The organism is Streptococcus mitis (assembly GCF_002096855.1).
Lineage (GTDB): Bacteria > Bacillota > Bacilli > Lactobacillales > Streptococcaceae > Streptococcus > Streptococcus mitis_Y.
Window position 1 is genome coordinate 127,815 of record NZ_NCVH01000032.1, and the last position, 22,944, is coordinate 150,758.

Annotated in this window: 25 protein-coding genes and 1 pseudogene; 21 read left to right on the forward strand and 5 right to left on the reverse strand. The window is 41.9% G+C overall.

The window, feature by feature from the left end:
* Positions 1-76 precede the first annotated feature (76 nt).
* Together rnjA and B7698_RS07465 are read right to left on the reverse strand one after the other, a co-directional pair.
* Positions 77-1,756 carry a ribonuclease J1 gene (rnjA, locus tag B7698_RS07460; protein WP_084865157.1) on the reverse strand — a complete coding sequence of 560 codons (1,680 nt, stop codon included), beginning with the start codon at positions 1,754-1,756 and terminating at the stop codon, positions 77-79.
* 1 nt (position 1,757) lies between these two features.
* The gene (locus B7698_RS07465; protein ID WP_000639571.1) at positions 1,758-1,991 is read right to left on the reverse strand and encodes a DNA-dependent RNA polymerase subunit epsilon; all 234 of its coding nucleotides are present in this window, start codon (positions 1,989-1,991) and stop codon (positions 1,758-1,760) included.
* A gap of 279 nt (positions 1,992-2,270) precedes the next feature.
* Here B7698_RS07465 and B7698_RS07470 point away from each other — a divergent pair, with 279 nt between their 5' ends.
* The 14 genes and pseudogenes from B7698_RS07470 to B7698_RS07535 form a co-directional block, all read left to right on the forward strand.
* On the forward strand, positions 2,271-2,486 hold the full coding sequence (locus B7698_RS07470; RefSeq protein ID WP_000282475.1) for a hypothetical protein: 216 nt from the start codon (positions 2,271-2,273) through the stop codon (positions 2,484-2,486).
* A 104-nt stretch (positions 2,487-2,590) separates the two neighbouring features.
* Positions 2,591-3,274, forward strand: a complete 684-nt coding sequence (tsaB, locus tag B7698_RS07475) for a tRNA (adenosine(37)-N6)-threonylcarbamoyltransferase complex dimerization subunit type 1 TsaB (RefSeq protein ID WP_000865703.1) — start codon at positions 2,591-2,593, stop codon at positions 3,272-3,274.
* A complete protein-coding gene (gene rimI, locus B7698_RS07480; protein ID WP_084865158.1) occupies positions 3,271-3,708 on the forward strand; it encodes a ribosomal protein S18-alanine N-acetyltransferase in 438 nt (145 codons plus the stop codon). Before tsaB ends, rimI begins: the two co-directional genes overlap by 4 nt.
* On the forward strand, positions 3,698-4,708 hold the full coding sequence (gene tsaD / locus B7698_RS07485; protein ID WP_084865159.1) for a tRNA (adenosine(37)-N6)-threonylcarbamoyltransferase complex transferase subunit TsaD: 1,011 nt from the start codon (positions 3,698-3,700) through the stop codon (positions 4,706-4,708). The genes rimI and tsaD overlap by 11 nt, the downstream gene beginning before the upstream one ends.
* A gap of 234 nt (positions 4,709-4,942) precedes the next feature.
* Positions 4,943-5,638 (forward strand): AzlC family ABC transporter permease, encoded by a 696-nt coding sequence (locus B7698_RS07490; RefSeq protein ID WP_084865160.1) that lies wholly within the window; start codon positions 4,943-4,945, stop codon positions 5,636-5,638.
* Positions 5,628-5,951, forward strand: a complete 324-nt coding sequence (locus tag B7698_RS07495; RefSeq protein ID WP_020902668.1) for an AzlD domain-containing protein — start codon at positions 5,628-5,630, stop codon at positions 5,949-5,951. Before B7698_RS07490 ends, B7698_RS07495 begins: the two co-directional genes overlap by 11 nt.
* Positions 5,952-6,054: 103 nt before the next feature.
* A complete protein-coding gene (locus B7698_RS07500) occupies positions 6,055-6,885 on the forward strand; it encodes an amino acid ABC transporter substrate-binding protein (protein ID WP_004254995.1) in 831 nt (276 codons plus the stop codon).
* Positions 6,886-7,038: 153 nt separating this feature from the next.
* Positions 7,039-7,893 carry a MetQ/NlpA family ABC transporter substrate-binding protein gene (locus B7698_RS07505; protein WP_000694523.1) on the forward strand — a complete coding sequence of 285 codons (855 nt, stop codon included), beginning with the start codon at positions 7,039-7,041 and terminating at the stop codon, positions 7,891-7,893.
* Between the two features lie 99 nt (positions 7,894-7,992).
* Positions 7,993-9,366, forward strand: coding sequence for a M20 family metallopeptidase (locus B7698_RS07510; RefSeq protein WP_060627390.1), 1,374 nt, complete (start codon positions 7,993-7,995; stop codon positions 9,364-9,366).
* Positions 9,359-10,420, forward strand: a complete 1,062-nt coding sequence (locus tag B7698_RS07515) for a methionine ABC transporter ATP-binding protein (protein ID WP_000085666.1) — start codon at positions 9,359-9,361, stop codon at positions 10,418-10,420. The genes B7698_RS07510 and B7698_RS07515 overlap by 8 nt, the downstream gene beginning before the upstream one ends.
* A gap of 1 nt (position 10,421) precedes the next feature.
* The gene (locus B7698_RS07520) at positions 10,422-11,114 is read left to right on the forward strand and encodes a methionine ABC transporter permease (RefSeq protein ID WP_000444647.1); all 693 of its coding nucleotides are present in this window, start codon (positions 10,422-10,424) and stop codon (positions 11,112-11,114) included.
* Between the two features lie 262 nt (positions 11,115-11,376).
* Positions 11,377-12,114: an Rgg family transcriptional regulator gene (locus B7698_RS07525; RefSeq protein WP_239822419.1), complete on the forward strand. Its 738-nt coding sequence runs from the start codon at positions 11,377-11,379 to the stop codon at positions 12,112-12,114.
* A 184-nt stretch (positions 12,115-12,298) separates the two neighbouring features.
* Complete coding sequence (locus B7698_RS07530; protein ID WP_084865161.1) at positions 12,299-13,543, forward strand: MFS transporter; 1,245 nt, start codon at positions 12,299-12,301, stop codon at positions 13,541-13,543.
* 16 nt (positions 13,544-13,559) lie between these two features.
* A pseudogene (locus B7698_RS07535) lies at positions 13,560-13,799 on the forward strand (ABC transporter permease); the annotation flags it as partial.
* A gap of 29 nt (positions 13,800-13,828) precedes the next feature.
* On the opposite strand, the gene B7698_RS07540 reads toward B7698_RS07535, so the two are convergent.
* Positions 13,829-14,398, reverse strand: a complete 570-nt coding sequence (locus B7698_RS07540; protein ID WP_084865162.1) for an MptD family putative ECF transporter S component — start codon at positions 14,396-14,398, stop codon at positions 13,829-13,831.
* Between the two features lie 134 nt (positions 14,399-14,532).
* On the opposite strand from B7698_RS07540, the gene B7698_RS07545 reads away from it, so the two are divergent.
* From B7698_RS07545 to nrdI, 5 genes are all read left to right on the forward strand, one after another.
* Positions 14,533-15,147 carry a YesL family protein gene (locus tag B7698_RS07545; RefSeq protein ID WP_084865163.1) on the forward strand — a complete coding sequence of 205 codons (615 nt, stop codon included), beginning with the start codon at positions 14,533-14,535 and terminating at the stop codon, positions 15,145-15,147.
* A complete protein-coding gene (locus B7698_RS07550; protein WP_338141159.1) occupies positions 15,125-16,795 on the forward strand; it encodes a sensor histidine kinase in 1,671 nt (556 codons plus the stop codon). Before B7698_RS07545 ends, B7698_RS07550 begins: the two co-directional genes overlap by 23 nt.
* Positions 16,796-16,806: 11 nt before the next feature.
* Entirely contained in the window at positions 16,807-18,093 is a 1,287-nt protein-coding gene (locus tag B7698_RS07555) for a response regulator transcription factor (RefSeq protein WP_084865165.1), read from the forward strand.
* Between the two features lie 60 nt (positions 18,094-18,153).
* Positions 18,154-18,687, forward strand: a complete 534-nt coding sequence (locus B7698_RS07560; RefSeq protein WP_084865166.1) for an ABC transporter permease — start codon at positions 18,154-18,156, stop codon at positions 18,685-18,687.
* A 77-nt stretch (positions 18,688-18,764) separates the two neighbouring features.
* On the forward strand, positions 18,765-19,229 hold the full coding sequence (gene nrdI, locus B7698_RS07565; RefSeq protein ID WP_084865167.1) for a class Ib ribonucleoside-diphosphate reductase assembly flavoprotein NrdI: 465 nt from the start codon (positions 18,765-18,767) through the stop codon (positions 19,227-19,229).
* A gap of 47 nt (positions 19,230-19,276) precedes the next feature.
* Here nrdI and B7698_RS07570 read toward each other — a convergent pair whose 3' ends face one another.
* Entirely contained in the window at positions 19,277-19,735 is a 459-nt protein-coding gene (locus B7698_RS07570; protein WP_084865168.1) for a DUF3021 domain-containing protein, read from the reverse strand.
* Positions 19,732-20,172: a LytTR family DNA-binding domain-containing protein gene (locus B7698_RS07575; RefSeq protein WP_084865169.1), complete on the reverse strand. Its 441-nt coding sequence runs from the start codon at positions 20,170-20,172 to the stop codon at positions 19,732-19,734. The genes B7698_RS07570 and B7698_RS07575 overlap by 4 nt, the downstream gene beginning before the upstream one ends.
* A 208-nt stretch (positions 20,173-20,380) precedes the next feature.
* Between B7698_RS07575 and mutL the strand changes: the two genes are divergently transcribed.
* Both mutL and ruvA read left to right on the forward strand, forming a co-directional pair.
* Positions 20,381-22,330 (forward strand): DNA mismatch repair endonuclease MutL, encoded by a 1,950-nt coding sequence (gene mutL, locus B7698_RS07580; protein WP_084865170.1) that lies wholly within the window; start codon positions 20,381-20,383, stop codon positions 22,328-22,330.
* 15 nt (positions 22,331-22,345) lie between these two features.
* Positions 22,346-22,939: a Holliday junction branch migration protein RuvA gene (gene ruvA / locus B7698_RS07585; RefSeq protein ID WP_000273417.1), complete on the forward strand. Its 594-nt coding sequence runs from the start codon at positions 22,346-22,348 to the stop codon at positions 22,937-22,939.
* Positions 22,940-22,944: the final 5 nt, after the last annotated feature.

The window sequence follows — 22,944 nt, forward strand, 5'->3', positions numbered from 1 at the left end:
GATAGAACTGACGAAGTCAGTAACATATATACGGCAAGGCGAAGCTGACGTGGTTTGAAGAGATTTTCGAAGAGTATTATTCTTCATCTGGTGTAAGGATCATCGGGATGATAATCGGTTCACGTTCTGTATTTTCATAGAGGAATGGTCGAATGGCATTGACAATGGCACCATTGACGGATTGCACGCTAGCATCCTTATTTTTCAGTGCGATACGAATTGCATTGAAGAGGATACGCTGGCTTTGGCGAATCAAGTCGCCAGACTCTCTCATGTAGACAAAGCCTCGGCTGAGGATGTCTGGACCAGATAGAATCATCTGCGATTTGAAGTCAACAGTTGCGACTGCTAGAACGACACCGTCTTCAGATAGATCACGACGATCTTTGAGGACAGCTGCGCCGATTTCACCGATACGATTTCCATCAACATAGATGTCTTGGGCGTTGAAATGACCTGCAATACGAGCTGAGTCAGCAGTAAGGGCAAGTACATCACCATTGCTCATAATAAAGATATTGTCCTTCTCAACCCCAGTATCCACTGCTAGTCCAGCGTGGAGTTTTTGCATGCGGTATTCACCGTGGACAGGCATGAAGTATTTTGGCTTAATCAAGCGGAGCATGAGTTTTTGCTCTTGCTGGCCACCGTGTCCAGATGTATGGATATTATTAACCTTACCGTGGATAACTTCGACACCAGCTTCTGAAATGATGTTAATCAGCTTGTTGACGCTAGTAGTATTTCCAGGGATTGGGCTAGAAGAGAAGATAACAGTATCGCCGGGTTGGAGTTGCACCTGACGGTGGGTTCCATTAGCGATACGAGAGAGGGCTGCCATCGGCTCCCCTTGACTACCTGTACAGAGGATAAGAACCTCGCCTGCAGGATAATCTTTAATTTCATTTGGCTCGATAAAGGTTCCCTTAGGAGCTTTGATGTAGCCAAGCTCGATTCCGTTGACAATGGCCTTTTCCATAGAACGACCAAAGACAGCAATCTTGCGTCCAGTCTTAACAGCAGCATCTGTTGCTTGCTGGAGACGGAAGATGTTTGAGGCAAAGGATGCAAAGATGATACGTCCTTCAATACCTTGGATGATCTTCATGATGGACTGACCAACGACTTTTTCAGAGTTGGTAAAGGTTGGCACTTCCGCATTTGTCGAGTCAGAGAGGAGGCAGAGCACGCCTTCTTCACCAAGGGCAGCCATCCGGTGCAAGTCTGCAGGTTCTCCAACTGGAGTGAAGTCAAACTTAAAGTCACCCGTACAAACGATTTTACCTTGAGGAGTATGAATGACAATCCCCAAAGGCTCTGGAATGGAGTGAGTGGTTCTAAAGAAAGTTGCCTTGAGATTTTTAAAGGTCAACTCAGTATTGTGGTTGATTTCGTAAAGTTTGGCGTTGCGCAAGAGGCCGTGTTCTTCGAGTTTTCCACGGATTAAAGCTAAGGCAAGCGGTCCAGCATAGATAGGGACATTTGCTTGTTTGAGCAGGAATGGAATCCCACCGATGTGGTCTTCGTGTCCGTGTGTGATTAAGACAGCCTTGACGCGGTCGATATTGTCCACGATGTATGAGTAGTCAGGAATGACATAGTCGATACCCAGCAAGTCATCTTCTGGGAATTTAATCCCAGCATCGACGATGATAATCTCGTCTTGGTATTCAATCCCGTAAGTGTTTTTCCCGATTTCTCCCAGACCACCGATGGCAAAAACGCCGACTTCTTCAGGTTTAAGAGTGTAGGCCATATTAGAACTCCGTAATTTCGAAGGCGCCAGTTTCTTTTTCGTAATCTAGCAATTTGTCAGACAAGAGTTCGATATACTCGATATTGTACTCTGGGCGATTTTCTTCGACAAGTTGGCGAGCAGCGATACGGCCCTCAAGTTCTGAGTTAGCATCGATGTCTAGGTATAGTGCGCGTGTTGTTTCACGGCGTGGGCTACGTTCTTTTGTTTCTTGATAAAAAACTTTGTAAATCATATAGTTCCTTTCTATTTACAGGTCAGCTTATTCCAAACTTTTAGCATAAATTTGCTTAATTTCATTCCATTTTGTGTCTAGATTGACCTTAATTCGTTACAATTATTTCAATTATACCACAAAATGAAAAATTAGTAAAAGACGGAAACGAGAAAGTCACAGGACGATTTCTTTAGTAAACGTTTGCAAAAATAAAGAAAATATGTTATTTTGATAATGGAAATGAGTTTTATTGTTTGTCATAATTCCATATAGATTTTAAGTCAAGGAGGTTGCCCTATGTATAACTTATTTGCTTTTGCTATCGGAGCTCGCTTGGTAGCTTTTATTGTTTTTGTTGCTTGCGTTTATGCGGGGAATCTTCTATTTGCCAAACTGGAACAACGACAAACCAAGTTCTTGTGGAAGATTACCTTTGTGACTCTCTACTCGCTTTTTCTCCTCCTTGTAACCTATGTCGTTTGGTTTGTATTTTACTTTGGATTAAATGCTTAGATGCCCTGCTCATGCTGGGGCATTTTTGTTTGGGGATAAAGAAAATTCCCATGTGCCAGCTTTTGTAGTATAATAGTAAGCAGACAAAAAGATAGGAATGTGTTATGAAAGTATTAGCTTTTGATACGTCCAGCAAGGCTCTTTCTCTCGCTATTTTAGAGGACAAGCAGGTTCTTGCCGAGACGACTATTAATATTAAGAAGAATCACAGTATTACCCTCATGCCAGCCATTGATTTTTTGATGGCAAGTTTGGATTGGACGCCCAAGGATTTGGACCGAATCGTGGTGGCGGAAGGGCCAGGTAGCTACACAGGTTTGCGAATTGCGGTAGCAACTGCTAAGACACTTGCTCATACTCTGAACATTGAGTTGGTTGGTATGTCTAGCCTCTTGGCTTTGGTGCCCTACCAACAAGAAGGTTTGTTCGTTCCTTTGATGGATGCGCGTCGCAACAATGTTTATGCAGGATTTTATGAAAATGCTAAGTCTGTCATGCCAGAAGCGCACTTACCCTTTGAGCGAGTGATTGAGTTAATCAAGGGGGCTAGTCAGGTTACCTTTGTCGGAGAAGTTGCCCCCTTTGTGGAGCAGATTCAAGAACACTTGCCAAGGACTAATTACAAAGAAACCCTGCCAAATGCAGCTAATCTTGCTCTTTTGGCTTGGGACAAGGAAGCAGACTCCTTGCATGATTTTGTGCCGAACTACCTCAAACGTGTTGAGGCTGAGGAAAACTGGCTCAAGAATCACACCGAGTCTGGCGAGTCTTACATTAAACGCCTATGATAGAAATCAAACGAATCCAACAACAGCCTGACTTGGCTCAAGCCATCTACGCTGTCATGGTAACTGTTTACCCAGTCAGTCCTTGGACTCTGGAACAAATCCAAGCAGACCTGTCCCAAGACCAGACTTGGTATGCTCTGGCTTATGATGGGGCAGAAGTGATTGGCTTTCTAGCTGTGCAGGAGAATCTTTTTGAGGCAGAAGTTCTGCAAATCTCTGTCAAACAAACCTATCAGGGTAAGGGGATTGCATCAGCCTTGTTTGCTCAATTGCCGACAGACAAGGAGATTTTCCTCGAAGTCAGAAAGTCAAATCAAAGAGCGCAAGCATTTTACAAGAAAGAAAAGATGGCAGTCATCGCTGAGCGAAAGGCCTACTACCATGACCCAGTCGAGGACGCCATCATCATGAAGAGAGAAATAGATGAAGGATAGATATATTTTAGCATTTGAGACATCCTGTGATGAGACCAGTGTCGCTGTCTTAAAAAACGACGACCAGCTCTTGTCCAATGTCATTGCTAGTCAAATCGAGAGCCACAAACGTTTTGGAGGCGTAGTGCCGGAAGTAGCCAGTCGTCACCATGTCGAGGTCATTACAGCCTGTATCGAGGAGGCTCTAGCAGAAGCAGGAATTACCGAAGAGGACGTAACAGCTGTGGCGGTTACCTATGGACCGGGCTTGGTCGGAGCCTTACTAGTTGGTTTGTCAGCTGCCAAGGCCTTTGCTTGGGCACATGGGCTTCCGCTGATTCCCGTTAACCACATGGCTGGCCACCTCATGGCTGCTCAGAGTGTGGAGCCTTTGGAGTTTCCCTTGCTAGCCCTCTTGGTTAGCGGTGGGCACACAGAGTTGGTTTATGTTTCGGAGGCTGGTGACTACAAGATTGTTGGGGAAACGCGAGATGACGCGGTTGGTGAGGCCTATGATAAGGTTGGCCGTGTCATGGGTTTGACCTATCCTGCTGGTCGTGAGATTGACGAGCTAGCTCATCAGGGACAGGATATTTATGATTTCCCTCGTGCCATGATTAAGGAAGATAATCTGGAGTTTTCATTCTCAGGTTTGAAATCGGCCTTTATCAATCTTCACCACAATGCCGAGCAAAAGGGAGAAAGTCTGTCTACAGAGGATTTGTGTGCTTCCTTCCAAGCAGCTGTCTTGGATATTCTTATGGCAAAAACTAAGAAGGCTTTGGAGAAGTACCCTGTTAAAACCCTTGTCGTGGCAGGTGGTGTGGCAGCCAATAAAGGCCTTAGAGAACGCCTAGCAACTGAAATCACAGATGTCAATGTCATCATTCCACCTCTGCGCCTTTGCGGAGACAATGCAGGAATGATTGCCTATGCCAGCGTCAGCGAGTGGAACAAAGAAAACTTCGCAAGCTTGGACCTCAATGCCAAACCAAGTCTTGCTTTTGATACGATGGAATAAAATGGAGTCTGTCTGATTACAATCAGCAGACTTTTTTCTCTTTCCTGAATGTGTTATAATAGTCCATGCTATGGCTGGAGCCTTTTCAGCCTACTTATACTCTTAGAAAATCTCTTCAAACCGCGTCAGCTTCTATCTGCAACCTCAAAACAGTGTTTTGAGCAACCTGCGGCTAGCTTTCTAGTTTGCTCTTTGATTTTCATTGAGTATTATTAAGACAATATGAGGAGAAAGATGAAAGAAAAAGGATTTTGGGAGGGGGCGCAGGCAGCCATGCCAACTGCCCTTGGTTATGTCAGTATCGGACTGGCTTGTGGAATTATTGGTGCGCCCTATGTGACACCTGTGGAGATGGGCTTGATGAGCCTCTTTGTTTATGCTGGGAGCGCCCAGTTTGCTATGCTGGCCTTGATTGCGGTTCAAGCACCTGTAGCGGCTATTGCTATGACGGTCTTTTTGATTAATTTGCGTCTCTTTTTGTTGAGCTTGCATGCGTCAACCTATTTCCGTCATACCAGCCTCTGGCAAAATATCGGTATGTCTAGTCTCTTGACGGATGAGACCTATGGCGTTTTGATGGGCGAGTTAGCCCATGCAGACAAGGTCCATCCGATGTGGATGCACGGAAATAATCTTAACAGCTATGTGGCTTGGTTTGTGGGAACAGTAGTCGGAACGGCTCTGGGTGGTCTGCTGCCAAATCCAGAAATCTTTGGCTTGGATTTTGCCCTGGTTGGGATGTTTATTGGTATTTTTGCTTCGCAATTTCAGATTATGCAAAGACGGATTCCTGTCCGCAATCTGCTCATTATCCTAGCAGTTGTTGCGGTATCATTCTTTTTACTCTTGACAGTGGTGTCTCAGTCACTAGCTGTTCTGTTTGCGACGCTACTTGGTTGTACAATGGGGGTGGTTTTAGATGGTCAGTAAGTATCTTTTATTAGCAGTTATTTTCTCTGGCTTGGTGACTTGGATTCCCCGTATGATTCCCTTCATCTTAGTCAAGTATAAGGGCCTGCCTGCGATCGTTGAGCGTTTTTTGAAGTTCTTGCCTGTTTCTATTATCTTTGCCTTGATTCTTTCAAGCGTAGTGACAGGTAAGGTTGGGAGTTTTCCTCAAATCAAATGGCTGGACTTCTTAGCCGTATTTCCAACAGCTTGGGTGGCCTTTCGTTACCGCAATCTAGTCGGAACAGTTCTCTTTGGAGTGATCTTAATTGCCGTCTTGCGTTTGGTCTTTTAAATCAGCCATAAAGAAAACCTATCACAGAGATAGATATCATATAATGGCGTAAATGTTTTTTTTCTGTTAAGATTATAAGGTATTCTATTTTGGAGGAAATGACATGAAAAAAATCGTTAAATACTCATCTCTTGCTGCCCTAGGGCTTGTTGCTGCAGGTGTGTTAGCAGCTTGCTCAGGTGGTGCTAAGAAAGAAGGAGAAGCAGCTAGCAAGAAAGAAATTATCGTTGCAACTAATGCTACACCAAAACCATTCAACTATGAAGAAAATGGCGAATTGACTGGTTACGAAATTGAAGTGGTTCGCGCTATCTTTAAAGACTCTGACAAGTATGATGTCAAGTTTGAGAAGACAGAGTGGTCAGGAGTCTTTGCAGGACTTGATGCCGACCGTTACAATATGGCTGTTAGCAACATCAGCTACACTAAAGAACGTGCTGAAAAATACCTTTATGCAGCTCCAACTGCTAAAAACCCTAACGTTCTTGTAGTGAAAAAAGATGACCCTAGCATCAAATCGCTTGATGATATCGGTGGAAAATCAACAGAAGTTGTTCAAGGGACAACTTCTGCTAAACAGCTAGAAGACTACAACAAACAACATTCAGATAATCCAACTGTCCTAAAGTATACTAAAGCGGACTTCCAACAAATCATGGGACGCTTGAGCGATGGCCAGTTTGACTACAAGATTTTTGATAAAATCGGTGTTGAAACAGTCATCAAGGACCAAGGTTTGGACAACTTGAAAGTGATCGAACTTCCAAGCGACCAACAACCTTATGTTTACCCACTTCTTGCTAAAGGTCAAGATGAGTTGAAAACATTTGTAGACAAACGTATCCAAGAACTCTACAAAGACGGAACTCTTGAAAAATTGTCTAAACAATTCTTCGGAGACACTTACCTACCAGCAGAAGCTGATATTAAATAATTTCTTGAAATCATCCATTCTGAATAAGGTGGATGATTTCTCAGTTTTTAAGGATATAGTTTTAAACTATATATCTGACTATCTAATAACAATTTGTGAAATCAAATAAATTGTGAGATACTAGTACGGTATTATTTTTAAGGAGAAAGAATCATGAAAATCAAAAAATGGCTTGGTGTAGCAGCTCTTGCTACAGTCGCAGGTTTGGCTCTTGCAGCTTGCGGAAACTCAGAAAAGAAAGCAGACAATGCAACAACTATCAAAATCGCAACTGTTAACCGTAGCGGTTCTGAAGAAAAACGTTGGGACAAAATCCAAGAATTGGTTAAAAAAGACGGTATCACTTTGGAATTTACGGAGTTCACAGACTACTCACAACCAAACAAGGCAACTGCTGATGGCGAAGTAGATTTGAACGCTTTCCAACACTATAACTTCTTGAACAACTGGAACAAAGAAAATGGGAAAGACCTTGTAGCGATTGCAGATACTTACATCTCTCCAATCCGTCTTTACTCAGGTTTGAATGGAAGTGACAACAAGTACACTAAAGTAGAAGACATCCCAGCAAACGGAGAAATCGCTGTACCGAACGATGCTACAAACGAAAGCCGTGCGCTTTACTTGCTTCAATCAGCTGGCTTGATTAAATTGGACGTTTCAGGAACTGCTCTTGCAACAGTTGCTAACATCAAAGAAAATCCAAAGAACTTGAAAATTACTGAATTGGATGCTAGCCAAACAGCTCGTTCATTGTCATCAGTTGACGCTGCCGTTGTAAACAATACCTTCGTTACAGAAGCAAAATTGGACTACAAGAAAGCACTTTTCAAAGAACAAGCTGATGAAAATTCAAAACAATGGTACAACATCATCGTTGCGAAAAAAGATTGGGAAACATCACCTAAGGCTGATGCTATCAAGAAAGTGATCGCAGCTTACCACACAGATGACGTGAAAAAAGTTATCGAAGAAACATCAGACGGTTTGGATCAACCAGTTTGGTAATAAGAAACAGGGAGGTGGGAGAGAAAATTCCACCTCTTGCTTTTGTATAGAGCATGGATTGTAAAGAAGACTATAGGTTCATAGAAAGGTAGAGAGAATATGGTTTTTCCTAGCGAACAAGAACAGATTGAAAAATTTGAAAAGGATCATGTGGCCCAGCATTATTTTGAGGTTTTGCGTACCTTGATTTCTAAGAAGTCGGTCTTTGCCCAACAGGTGGGGCTCAAAGAAGTTGCTAACTATCTGGGTGAGATTTTCAAACGTGTTGGGGCTGAAGTGGAGATTGATGAGACTTATACGGCTCCCTTTGTCATGGCGCATTTCAAGAGTTCGCGTCCAGATGCTAAGACTCTGATTTTCTATAACCACTATGACACTGTGCCAGCGGATGGGGATCAGATCTGGACAGAGGATCCCTTTACTCTTTCAGTGCGCAATGGCTTCATGTATGGGCGTGGGGTTGACGATGATAAGGGTCATATCACAGCTCGTTTGAGTGCTTTGAGAAAATACATGCAGCACCATGATGATTTGCCTGTCAATATCAGTTTTATCATGGAGGGAGCGGAGGAATCCGCTTCGACAGACCTAGATAAGTATCTGGAAAAGCACGCTGATAAACTCCGTGGAGCAGATTTGTTAGTTTGGGAACAAGGGACCAAGAATGCCTTGGAGCAGCTAGAAATTTCTGGTGGAAATAAGGGGATTGTGACCTTTGATGCCAAGGTAAAAAGTGCGGATGTCGATATCCACTCTAGTTATGGTGGGGTTGTGGAATCAGCTCCTTGGTATCTCCTCCAAGCCCTACAGTCTCTTCGTGCCGCAGATGGCCGTATCTTGGTTGAAGGTTTGTACGAAGAAGTTCAAGAGCCAAATGAACGTGAATTGGCCTTGGTGGATACTTACGCCCAACGAAATCCAGGGGAAATCAGCCAGATTTATGGTTTGGAATTGCCTCTCTTACAAGAGGATCGCGCAGCCTTTCTAAAACGTTTCTTTTTTGAACCTGCTCTCAATATCGAAGGGATTCAGTCAGGTTACCAAGGACAAGGGGTTAAAACGATTTTGCCAGCAGAAGCCAGTGCTAAGCTAGAGGTTCGTTTGGTTCCTGGTCTAGAACCGCATGATGTTCTGGAAAAAATTCGGAAACAGCTAGACAAAAATGGCTTTGATAAGGTAGAATTATACTATACCTTGGGAGAGATGAGTTATCGCAGCGATATGAGCGCACCAGCCATTCTCAATGTAATCGAGTTGGCCAAGAAATTCTATCCACAGGGCGTTTCAGTCTTGCCGACGACAGCGGGGACAGGGCCTATGCATACGGTCTTTGATGCCCTAGAGGTGCCAATGGTGGCCTTCGGTCTAGGAAATGCCAACAGCCGAGACCACGGTGGAGATGAAAATGTGCGAATCGCCGATTACTACACCCATATTGAATTAGTAGAGGAGCTGATTAGAAGCTATGAGTAGAGATATTATCAAGTTAGATCAGATCGATGTGACTTTTCACCAAAAGAAGAGAACCATCACAGCGGTCAAGGATGTGACCATTCACATTCAAGAAGGGGATATCTACGGAATCGTTGGATATTCTGGAGCAGGGAAATCAACCCTTGTACGGGTGATTAATCTCTTGCAAAAACCATCTGCAGGGAAAATTACCATTGACGACGATGTGATTTTTGATGGCAAGGTGACCTTGACGGCTGAGCAGTTGCGTCGTAAACGTCAAGATATCGGAATGATTTTCCAGCATTTTAACCTCATGAGCCAAAAGACAGCAGAGGAGAATGTAGCCTTCGCCCTCAAACACTCTGGACTTAGCAAGGAAGAAAAGAAGGCTAAAGTAGCCAAGTTGTTGGACTTGGTTGGCTTGGCAGACCGTGCTGAAAACTACCCTTCACAACTATCTGGAGGGCAAAAACAGCGTGTGGCCATTGCGCGTGCTTTGGCAAATGATCCAAAAATCTTGATTTCAGACGAGTCAACTTCTGCCCTTGATCCTAAGACAACCAAGCAGATTTTGGCCTTGTTGCAAGATTTGAACCAAAAATTAGGCTTGACTGTTGTCTTGATTACGCATGAAATGCAGATTGTCAAAGACATTGCCAATCGTGTGGCAGTTATGCAGGATGGGCATTTGATTGAAGAGGGCAGTGTCCTTGAAATCTTCTCAGATCCTAAACAACCTTTGACTCAAGACTTTATCTCAACAGCTACAGGTATTGACGAAGCCATGGTCAAAATCGAGAAGCAAGAAATCGTGGAACACTTGTCTGAAAACAGCCTTTTGGTGCAACTCAAGTATGCAGGTGCTTCAACAGACGAGCCACTTTTGAATGAATTGTACAAGCATTATCAAGTAACGGCTAATATCCTCTATGGAAATATCGAAATTCTCGATGGTACTCCTGTTGGAGAATTAGTTGTGGTCTTGTCAGGTGAAAAAGCAGCGTTGGCAGGTGCCCAAGAAGCCATTCGTCAAGCAGGCGTACAACTAAAAGTATTGAAGGGAGGACAGTAAGATGGAATCATTGATTCAAACCTATTTGCCAAATGTCTATAAAATGGGTTGGGCTGGTCAGGCAGGCTGGGGAACAGCCATCTATCTAACTCTTTATATGACAGTTCTTTCTTTCATCATCGGAGGGTTCTTGGGGCTAGTGGCAGGTCTTTTCCTTGTTTTGACAGCGCCAGGTGGTGTCTTGGAAAATAAGGTCGTTTTCTGGATTTTAGATAAGATTACCTCTATTTTCCGTGCGGTACCATTTATCATTCTCTTGGCAGTCTTGTCACCCTTCTCTCATCTAATCGTAGGAACAAGCATTGGTCCAAATGCGGCTATCGTACCGCTATCTTTTGCAGTCTTTGCCTTCTTTGCCCGTCAAGTACAGGTTGTCTTGGCTGAGCTAGATGGTGGTGTTATTGAGGCGGCTCAAGCTAGCGGAGCGACATTCTGGGATATCGTAGGTGTTTACCTATCAGAAGGTCTTCCAGATTTGATCCGTGTGACAACTGTGACCTTGATTTCCCTTGTTGGGGAAACCGCTATGGCTGGGGCGGTTGGAGCTGGTGGTATCGGTAACGTAGCCATCGCTTATGGGTTTAACCGCTACAATCACGATGTAACTATCTTGGCAACCATCATTATCATTTTGATTATCTTTGCAATCCAATTCTTGGGAGACTTCTTGACCAAGAAATTGAGCCATAAATAAAAAAGAGCTAGGAAATCTGTACATCATTCATAGGAGTTGTCGTTATAGTCAAGACTTGAAATTTTCTGTACTGGTTGCTATCAACCGTTACTTTTATGAGTAAGAGAGTTAAGAATTGTGGGGAGTCAATATGCAAAATCTGGGAGAAGTTTTTAAAGAATTGAGAAAGAGTCGGAATGTATCTCTACAGGAGGCGACGGGAGGAGAGTTTACTTATTCCATGCTGAGCAAATTTGAGCGTGGAGAAGCAGACTTATCATCTATGAAATTGATTACTGCCTTAGATAACATCCACTCTGATTTGAATGAATTTATGTACTTGGTACGTGGTTTTTCTCAGAAAAAGGTTTTGGCTTTTCAAGAAAATCTTTGGGATTTATATGACAGAGAAGGGATTGATTCTCTCCATTCCTTGTATGAAGAGATGACTCAAAAGTATAGATCAAGTGGTGAAACAAGCTATCTTTTACAAATGATTCGTATCAAAAGCCTTCTTGTGTTTTTTGATTCAAAAATAAGGGCAACGGATGAAGAACTGACTTTTCTCTATGACTATTTTTTTACTATTGACATCTGGGGAAATTATGAATTGGAACTATTTTCAACGATTTCTACTTTGTTTCCTCTGCCCCTCTATTTTAAATATTCTAGGGAGATGTTACAAAAGACGGATTTATTAGGCTCTTTACCTAGTAACAAAGTTGGTATTGACACCATTTTAATTAATGGACTCTTTAAAGCGATAGAGGAAAAGGATAAATTAAAAGCAGATTATTTTATCTTTCAGATTGAAAAACGAGAATTGCCAGAATCTCAAGCTTATCTTAAAATCATTTATATGATTGCTAAAGGGTATTATGATACTATTTTTAATGTAAAAAATAAGGGTCTTGAGAAAATCCAGAGAGGCATTACAATCTTACAAGATTTAGAGTATGTAGATGGTGCAAGATACTATGAAAACTATTTTGCAAATCAGCTTTCAAATAAAGATTTGTAATATATTCTCGTTACATCGACTGATGAAAAATAAATAGCCTTGTAGATGGATTGATAATTAGTAGTTTCTAGGTGCTAGAGTTTCTTTTTTCAGAAAAAATATATTACAAAAAAGTGGGGAGCCCCACTTTTTTTGTTAGACTGGATTTAATAGAATACTCTTTGAAATGTGAGAAAGGCCTGTTATGAAACTATTCTTAAAACATCATTTATTTAGGATACTGACCTTCTCAAGGTTTTTGAGCTCAAGTGGAGCTTATATTTATAATCTGGTATTTATCGTTTATGCTGCGAGTCTACCCTTTAAAAATATAGCTGTATTTATGGCGAATATGATTACGATTTTACCTTTCCTATTTACTTTTTATGTTGGGATTAAGGCTGATCATACTCGGAATAAAGCAGGGACAATTATCTGGGTTGGTTGTGTGCAAAGTCTGCTATTTCTTTTGATTGCTAGTGTGATTCATGATCAGAACTTTGTAACGTTTGCTTTTATCTGTATGGTTAATATCTGTTCGGATATTTTATCAGATTACACAGCAGGCCTTCGCATGCCGATTATCCAGCATAATATTTCGGAAGATAAGCTCTATGAAGCTTATTCCTTTACTCAGTTTGTTTCCTATTTATCAAATCTAGGAGGTCAAGCCTTAGGAGTATGGTTACTCACAACCAGTCATCAAAATTTTTCTTTTGTTGCGATTGTGAATGCTGGCTTCTTTTTACTATCTTCTCTCATGTTGTTCAAAAATAGAAGAGAATTGACGCATTTGTCTGTAACGGTAGAGAATGAGTCGATTAGTTTACTTCAACAAGTTAAGGCAATCTATGCGGACATGGATGATATCTTTAGACAGAGAGAAAGTAAATCATTGTTTAAAATTATTCTTGTCATTTTGGTAATGAATACTTTGGGAGGAGCTGTTGGAGGTATTTATCACTTTTACTTATTAGACCATACTATCTATCATCTTAGCTATGCTCAGGCCCTATTTTTAATTGAATGTGTTAGCTTGGGAGGAGCTATTCTTGGTAGCCTAACTCCCCATGATTATTTTGGAAAATTGTCGTTTTCAAGTTTGCTATCGCTCAATGCAATTCTGTTTGTCTTGCTTGCTACTGCTAATATTTTAGATTTTTCTCCTCTAGTAGGTGTTGTTTGCTTAGCCTTTGTCATGTATTTGATGTCGAAATCAATGCCTAAATTAGATACTCTGTTATTGTCTAATTTGAGTGCGGATGTATTAGCTAGAAGTAATAATCTCTTGAGTATGATTTTTTCTTTAACATTACCTTTAGGGATGTCTGTATTTTCCTTCTTAGCTTTACAAGATATCAGGCTTTGTTGGTGGGTATTTTTGGTAGTGAGTGTGATAGGGTTGATTTTATCACTAGAAAAAAGAAGTTTTTCAGGTAAAAAATGTTAACCTAGGAAAATCAGGCTTACTAGAAGGTCTTCCAGATTTGATCCGCGTGACGACTGTGACCTTGATTTCCCTTGTTGGGGAAACAGCCATGGCGGGAGCAGTTGGAGCTGGTGGTATTGGTAACGTAGCTATCGCTTATGGATTTAACCGCTACAATCACGATGTGACGATTTTGGCAACCATTATTATCATTTTGATTATCTTTATAATCCAATTCTTGGGAGACTTCTTGACCAAAAAATTGAGCCATAAATAAAAAAGAGCCGTTTGGCTCTTTTTTATTAATCAGATTTTCTGTGAAAACTTTTTACTCAAGGCTTGTCCAATTAAGGCACCAACTAGGGCTCCGATGACAACACTTGCGATAAATAAAAGGATGGTTCCAGGATTTGGCGCAACCATGATACGGTCGATATATTCTTGTGATTTTCCTCTTGCTAGAAGGGTTGCCATATAGGCTTTGGGCGTAATCCACATGAGTAGAATTGGTCCTGATGTGCTAAAGGCAAAGAGTATGAAAGAAAGGAAATTCTTAGTTTGGTCCTTGTATTTTCCGAGGTTAGCTACTGCATCTGCTAGGAGACCACAGATAATTCCAGGAAGGAAGGCACCGGCACCGTGTTTAGTTCCCAAGAAAAAGAGAGCAATAACAAGGCCGATAGTGGTAATGGCTCCAAAGCGCGGAACTTTTGCGACTAGGATCATATAGACGCTACCGCCTACAAGGCCAGTAAAGGCAGGCGCATAAAACATGTTTCCAGTTTGGTCAAAGAGATTGCCCAAAAGGACACCAATCCCCATGCAGAGGAAGTAAAGAACTGCAAAGAGCAGTGTAGTTAAGATAGATTTCTTCATGAATTGTCTCCTGATAATTTTCTCACAATTCTCATTGTACCACGGTTTGATGGGATTGTAAATGGATACTAGAAGTTTTTGAAAACGCTTGAAATATGATATAATAGTTTCATAGTTATTTTTAGGAGGATATCATGGGGAGATTTTTAGACTTTGTCTTTAATCGTTTCTTTTTAGGGATGATTGCGACAGCCTTCTTTTGGCTATTAACATTGGCAGGAGGGATTATCCTTGGTCTAGCGCCGGCTAGTGCCACCCTGATGAGCCTGTATGCAGAACATGGTTATAGCTTTCGGGAATATAGTTTGAAGGAGGCGTGGTCTCTTTATAAGCAAAATTTCGTCTCAAGCAACCTGATTTTCTATAGCTTTTTAGGGGTGGCTCTAGTTTTGGTCTATGGCCTGTATCTCTTGGTGCAATTGCCTCATCAGACTATTATTCATTTGATTGCGACCTTTTTGAATGTTCTAGTAGTTGCCCTGATCTTTTTGGCTTATACAGTATCTTTAAAATTACAAGTTTATTTTGATTTGTCCTATCGAAATAGTCTCAAACTATCCTTGATTGGCATCTTTATGAGCTTAGCGGCTGTGGCCAAGGTTCTCCTTGGGACAGTGCTACTTGTGGCAATTGGTTACTATATGCCTGCCCTACTTTTCTTTGTAGGAATTGGGATGTGGCATTTCTTTATCAGTGATATGTTGGAGCCGGTCTATGAAAGTATCCATGAAAAATTGGCGACAAAATAGAATGAAGCAGTTTTGGCTACATACGCTTCTAAGAACCTACAGTTCAGTTATGATGATTATTATTGCAAGTTTTGCAATCTTACTCTCTTACGCTGACTGGGATTCACGGGAAAAGGAAGCTCAAAGAGTAGCCCAACGTGTAACCACTCGAACAGTCGAAGAGGTGGAGTATTATTATCGCGAGTCAGCCCAGCTAGCTCAAGATTTAGTAGCCAATCAAGACCGTATACAAGGGGTTTATAAGTACTTTAGTTTGTCAACTTCTGAGTATTTTTATTGGCTGTTGGAGCATCAAGCAGCTTCGTCAACTTCTATTTCTCTATATGAAAACATTGATGATCTTTATGTCCAAAATGACTATATAACGGGTGTTGCAATCGTCTTGCAGGACTTTAAAGAAGTTTATGTTTCGAGCAGAAACGAGAGAGGTGGTCATACGGTACTTGCGGAAGGCTTTAAACCGGAGGCCAATAGTTTTGGAGTGCCTATTTTAGACCCAGCGACGGATCAATCTATAGGGGTTGTTTATATCTCCTTGGATCCAGAAATCTTGTACCATGCTGTGGACAATACCCGAGGTCATATCCCGATGGCTGTGACTGTGACATCGCCTTTTGATACGGAGATTTTTCATATTGGTGAGAGAGTCAATAGGGAGCATGAAAACTGGTTTGTTGGTGTTACCTCTCATGGCTATCAGGTTCAGGTGGCAGTTCCCAAAAATTTTGTTTTACAAGGAACGGTGACCAGCTCAGCTTTGATTGTGGGTTTGAGCCTTCTCTTTATTGTCATTCTCTATCTGACTTTGAGGAAGACTTTTGCTAATTACCAAAAGCAGGTAGTGGATTTGGTGGATTCCATCCAAGCTATTGCCCAAGGAGAGGAAGGCCTTCGCATTGATACGCTTAAAAAGGATCAGGAATTACTCCTAATCGCAGAGACGACCAATGATATGCTGGATCGCTTGGAAAAGAATATCCATGATATTTATCAGTTAGAGCTTAGTCAAAAAGATGCCAATATGCGAGCCTTGCAGGCGCAAATCAATCCTCATTTTATGTACAATACGCTGGAGTTCTTGCGCATGTATGCAGTTATGCAAAGTCAAGATGAGTTGGCAGATATCATTTATGAGTTCAGTAGTCTTTTGCGTAACAATATTTCCGACGAAAGAGAAACTCTTCTCAAACAGGAATTAGAATTTTGTCGTAAATATAGCTATCTCTGCATGGTTCGCTATCCCAAGTCCATTGCCTATGGTTTCAAGATAGATCCAGGGTTAGAAAATATGAAGATTCCTAAGTTTACCTTACAACCTCTGGTAGAAAATTATTTCGCGCATGGTGTTGACCACAGACGGACAGATAATGTGATTAGCATTAAAGCTCTTAAACGAGATGGTTTTGTGGAAATTTTAGTGGTAGATAATGGCCGTGGTATGTCGGCTGAAAAACTGACAAGTATTCGAGAAAAATTAAGTCAGAGACATTTTGAACACCAAGCCAGTTACAGTGATCAAAAGCAGTCTATCGGGATTGTCAATGTCCATGAGCGTTTTGTGCTCTATTTTGGGGATCGATATGCTATTACTATAGATTCTGCAGAGCAAGCAGGTGTTCAGTATCGTATTACAATTCAAGATGAGTAGAAAGGGAGAAAATGTATAAAGTATTATTAGTAGATGATGAGTACATGGTGACAGAAGGTCTGAAACGTTTGATTCCCTTTGATAAGTGGGATATGGAGGTCGTCGCAACAGCCAGTCATGCCGATGAAGCCCTAGAATATGTTCATGAAAATCCTGTCGATGTGGTCATTTCCGATGTCAATATGCCCGACAAAACAGGGCTTGATATGATTCGAGAGATGAAAGAAATCTTACCAGATGCTGCCTATATCTTGCTCTCAGGTTATCAGGAGTTTGATTACGTAAAAAAAGCCATGAACCTTAGTGTTGTGGACTATCTGGTCAAGCCTGTTGATAAGGTAGAGTTGGGAAATCTGCTGGAGAAGATTGCAGGTCAGCTAGGCGAGAGAGGAAAGAAAAGTCAGACCCTCAGTCAAGATTTAGACGAGGCTGGATTTGTTAGTTATTTAGGGGATAAGGAGAATTGGTGGATAGGTCTATCCAAGGAAAAACAAGGCTCCTTCACCATTCCCTACTATGTCTTGGGTCAAGACTGGCAGATTTTTATTTCTGATCAACCCCTAGATGGTTTAGTCGTTACTCCCTTTGAAGCTCCCTATCAAGAACACTTTGAACGCTGGAAGCTGAATGCTGAGAAAGCCCTCTTTTACGGTTCTGTAAATCTAAAACAGTCTGAGAGTCTCTTTGCCTATTACGAACCGATTTATAGGGTTATCATTCAGGGGAATCTCAATCAAATCGTGGAAGAGTTGAACCTTTTGGAGAAGGTGGTTCTTGAAAATACACCGCGTGTTCCCATTACCAAACAGCTTTTTATCCAGTTTATCATGGATGTCTTTCATTTGTTTGAACATCTAAAGGCTGATGATATGACGGACATTGTCAAAACCATTCATGCTATTCAAACCTTCGATGAATTGGTTCCTTATATCAAGGAAACTCTGACCCGATTTTTTGGGCAATATCGTATGAATGAGAATGTGGTCAGTGTGCTAGAAGTCATTGGGCGTGATTATCAAAAAGAACTTTCCCTCAAGGATATCAGTAAGGATCTCTTTATCAATCCTGTCTATCTGGGGCAGTTGATTAAGCGAGAAACCAATTCGACCTTCGCAGAGTTACTAAATAAACAACGCATCAAGGCTGCCCAACAACTTTTGCTTTCAACTAGTGACAGTATTGAAGATATTTGTTATGCTGTTGGTTACAGTAATGTTGGATATTTCTATAAAGTGTTCCGAAAATTGTGCGGGAAATCGCCAAAAGCCTACCGAAAACAGGTAGAAACGACATTATAAAATTTGTATCCCTTTACAAAAAGTGCTATAATATCAATAATAATATCAGGAGGTTCTATTATGAAAAAGAAACCAATTTATCTATGGGTCTTGCTAATCTTGTCTGCTCTTATTTCAGCTACGTCTCTGTTTGGAATGTTGAGTCCCTTACCTAGCAAAGAAGCTCTTCGTGCCGCTCAGAAACAAGTTGCAGGGGTCAGTGCTCAGCAATTAGAAGACCAGCTCAATTACACCTATAGAGTAGCAGAATCAACTCATTCTATTTTTAATATGGCCTTGATTGTGCTATCTGCTATTTTAGTGGGAGTAGCGATTGTCTTCCTTGTTCGTAAGAATTTGCAGTATGCAAACTATACTTATGTCGGCTATGTTTTGCTAGCTATTATTGGTTCAATTTATAGCTATGTGACTTTGCAAGACGCTGTGCAGTTGGTTCAAGATGAAACTATGCGTTTAGGGATAAGTGTTGTTTCAAAAGCTGTTAGCATTCTCTATATCGTCATCAATGTTCTCTTCCTAGCCCTTGTCTTCTATAAGATGTGGCGTCAACAGAAAGCCTTGGCAGAAGAAGAGGAAACAGAAGAACTTACCTAAGTATTGACAAAAAATAACTATCAAGTTACAATCTTGATAGTTATTTTTCGATTATAGATAAAATCATGGAGGTACATATGAAGACAATTTCTTTAGTTTATATTAGTCTGAGTGGCAACACTGAAAGTTTTGTGACGCGCTTGAAAGACTATCTCTTGTCCCAGTACGAGGGAATTGAGGTTCAAAAGATTCATATCAAGGATTTGGTCAAAGAAGGCCAAGATTTCTATGAAATGGACCATCCTTATGTCGCTTTTTTACCGACCTACCTAGAAGGTGGGAATGGCGTTGATAACGGAGATATCGAGATATTGACAACACCAGTGGGGGATTTTATCGCTTATGGTGACAATGCTAGTAAGTGTTTTGGTGTGGTTGGTTCAGGAAATCGTAACTTTAATAACCAATACTGCCTGACAGCCAAGCAATACAGTCAACGTTTTGGTTTCCCTGTCTTGGCTGACTTTGAAATGCGGGGCATGCTGGGAGATATCAAGCATGTGGCTGCAATTATTGCGGATTTGTATGAGTTAGAAAGTTAAGCTTAGGCTTGGCTTTTTTATTATTCCAAGTGGTTTTATCAGCACTATTACTTTTTATGAGCCAAGAGTTGATTGATGTGGTCTACTTTTTTTGCTTCTCTTTTATAGAGAATAACCCAGATGATAAGGTAGACGATCGCAAACTCTGGAATGAGCTGGAGATAGAAGGTCCAGTGGAAGGGGAACCAACCAGCCAGAGTCGCTAGTGGGACAAAGCCAGCCAACATGAGGAAGAAATGGGAAAGCGTTGCACGGAGCAAGCTCCAGTCACGGCTGAATAATCGTTTACCAAAGTTGAAGAGAATACCGATGGCTGCCCAGATAAGAGTACAGTAGAGCAAGATTAGGGCACCGTGAACTTGATGTTGAGTCATTACTTGGCCGACGAGAGATTCAGGGCTAAGTGGAGCGTAGGTATTTGGTGCATAAATGAGTGAAAAGATGATAGAGAGGATGAGACCGATGAGGACACCAGTAGCTGCGTCGTGGAAGATTTGTTTTTTCATAGTTCTAATTTCTCCTTGATGGTTTTTAGGTAACGGCGTGAAGAGTAGGTAAAGATTTCGTTTTTCAAGAAAATTTCTACTAGGCCGTTGGGGGTGAGCATGAGATGAGAGATGGAATCGATATTGATGATTTCTGATTGGGAAATTTGGATAAAATTGGTTGGCAGAATTTCAAGGACCTGATAGAGTCGCAAATCAATGCTGTAGGTCTGACTCGCGGTTTCTGCTAGAACCTTCCGATTCTCGATATAGAAGCGTTGAATCTTGCTAATCTCAACGAGATAGACCTGATTATCGATTTTCCCTTTGATTTTTTCTGTTAGATCCAGATTTTCTGCGAACTCGATGACTTTCTGGACTTTTTCGGTCGGCTGAGGAGTTTGGACAATCAGCTTTTCCTCCTCGTAAGTCTCCTTAATCTGTAGTTCTACTTTCATAAATTTCCCTCCTTTTCAGTTATACAAGGTTGTGATCACTTCCTGTACACCTTTATTAAACACTATTTTACGGTCCGTGGCAAGAGCTTTTGCCTATGTGGACAGATTTAGCGTCTATGTGGCATTTGCTTTTTCTGGTAACATCTGAAATATGGTATAATAGCACTAATCAATTTCTAGGAAAATAGATATAGAAAGGGGCTGAAAGATGTCTCATATTATTGAATTGCCAGAGGTGCTGGCAAACCAGATCGCGGCAGGAGAGGTCATTGAACGTCCTGCCAGTGTGGTTAAAGAGTTGGTAGAAAATGCCATTGATGCGGGTTCTAGTCAGATTATCATCGAGATTGAGGAAGCTGGCCTCAAGAAAATCCAAATCACCGATAATGGTCATGGAATTGCCCACGATGAGGTGGAATTGGCCTTGCGTCGCCATGCAACCAGTAAGATAAAAAATCAAGCAGACCTCTTTCGGATTCGAACGCTCGGATTTCGAGGTGAAGCCCTACCCTCTATCGCTTCTGTCAGTGTCTTGACTCTGTTGACTGCGGTGGATGGTGCGAGTCATGGGACCAAGATCGTTGCGCGTGGGGGTGAAGTTGAGGAAGTCATCCCAGCGACTAGTCCTGTAGGAACCAAGGTTTGTGTGGAGGACCTCTTTTTCAACACACCTGCACGTCTCAAGTATATGAAGAGCCAGCAAGCGGAGTTGTCTCATATCATTGATATCGTCAATCGTCTGGGATTGGCTCATCCCGAGATTTCTTTTAGTTTAATCAGTGATGGCAAGGAAATGACGCGTACAGCAGGGACTGGTCAACTGCGTCAAGCCATCGCAGGGATTTACGGTTTGGCGAGTGCCAAGAAGATGATTGAAATTGAGAACTCTGACTTAGATTTCGAAATTACAGGTTTTGTTTCATTGCCTGAATTGACACGAGCAAATCGTAACTATATCAGTCTCTTCATCAATGGCCGTTATATTAAGAACTTCCTGCTTAATCGTGCTATTTTGGATGGTTACGGAAGCAAGCTTATGGTGGGCCGTTTTCCACTGGCTGTCATTCACATCCATATCGACCCTTATCTAGCGGATGTCAATGTGCATCCGACCAAGCAAGAAGTGCGAATTTCCAAGGAAAAAGAACTGATGACGCTGGTTTCAGAAGCTATCGCAAAGAGTCTCAAGGAGCAAACTTTGATACCTGATGCCTTGGAAAATCTTGCCAAATCGACTGTGCGCAATCGTCAAAAGGTGGAGCAGACCATTCTCCCACTCAAAGAAAATACGCTCTACTATGAGAAAACAGAGCCGATAAGATCCAGCCAAGCTGAGGTGGCTGATTATCAGGTGAATCTGACTGAAGAGAAACAGGATTTAACCCTGTTTGCCAAGGAAACCTTGGACCAATTGACCAAGCCAGCAAAACTGCATTTTGCAGAGAGAAAACCTGCTAACTACGATCAGCTAGATCACCCAGAGTTAGACCTTGCGAGTCTTGATAAGGCTTATGACAAGCTGGAGCGAGAAGAATCATCAAGCTTCCCAGAGTTGGAATTTTTCGGGCAAATGCACGGGGCTTATCTCTTTGCCCAAGGGCGAGATGGGCTCTATATCATAGACCAGCACGCGGCTCAGGAACGGGTCAAGTACGAGGAGTACCGTGAAAGCATTGGCAATGTTGACCAGAGCCAGCAGCAACTCCTAGTGCCCTATATCTTTGAATTTCCAGCGGATGATGCCCTCCGTCTCAAGGAAAGAATGCCTCTTTTAGAGGAAGTGGGCGTCTTTCTAGCAGAGTATGGAGAAAATCAATTTATCCTGCGTGAACATCCTATTTGGATGGCAGAAGAGGAAATTGAGTCTGGTATCTATGAAATGTGTGACATGCTCCTCTTGACCAAGGAAGTTTCTATCAAGAAATACCGAGCAGAGCTGGCTATTATGATGTCCTGCAAGCGGTCTATCAAGGCCAACCATCGCATCGATGACCACTCCGCCAGACAACTCCTCTATCAGCTCTCTCAATGTGACAATCCTTACAACTGTCCCCACGGACGTCCTGTTTTGGTGCATTTCACCAAGTCGGATATGGAAAAAATGTTCCGACGAATTCAGGAGAATCATACCAGCCTTCGAGAGTTGGGGAAATATTAAACTAAAAGGAAAACTATGTACGAATATTTAAAAGGAATCATTACCAAAATCACTGCCAAATATATTGTTCTTGAAACCAATGGTATCGGTTATATCCTGCATGTAGCCAACCCCTATGCTTATTCAGGTCAGGTTAATCAGGAGGCTCAGATTTATGTGCATCAGGTTGTGCGGGAGGACGCCCATCTGCTTTATGGATTTCGCTCAGAAGACGAAAAAAAGCTCTTTCTCAGTCTGATTTCGGTCTCTGGGATTGGTCCTGTGTCAGCTCTTGCTATTATCGCTGCTGATGACAATGCTGGCTTGGTTCAAGCCATTGAAACCAAGAACATCACCTACTTGACCAAATTCCCTAAAATTGGCAAGAAAACAGCCCAGCAGATGGTGCTGGACTTGGAAGGCAAGGTGGTAGTTGCAGGAGATGACCTTCCTGCCAAGGTGGCAGTGCAAGCTAGCGCTGAAAACCAAGAATTGGAAGAAGCCATGGAAGCCATGTTGGCACTGGGCTACAAGGCAACAGAGCTCAAGAAAATCAAGAAATTCTTTGAAGGAACGACAGATACAGCTGAGAACTATATCAAGTCGGCCCTTAAAATGTTGGTCAAATAGGAGCA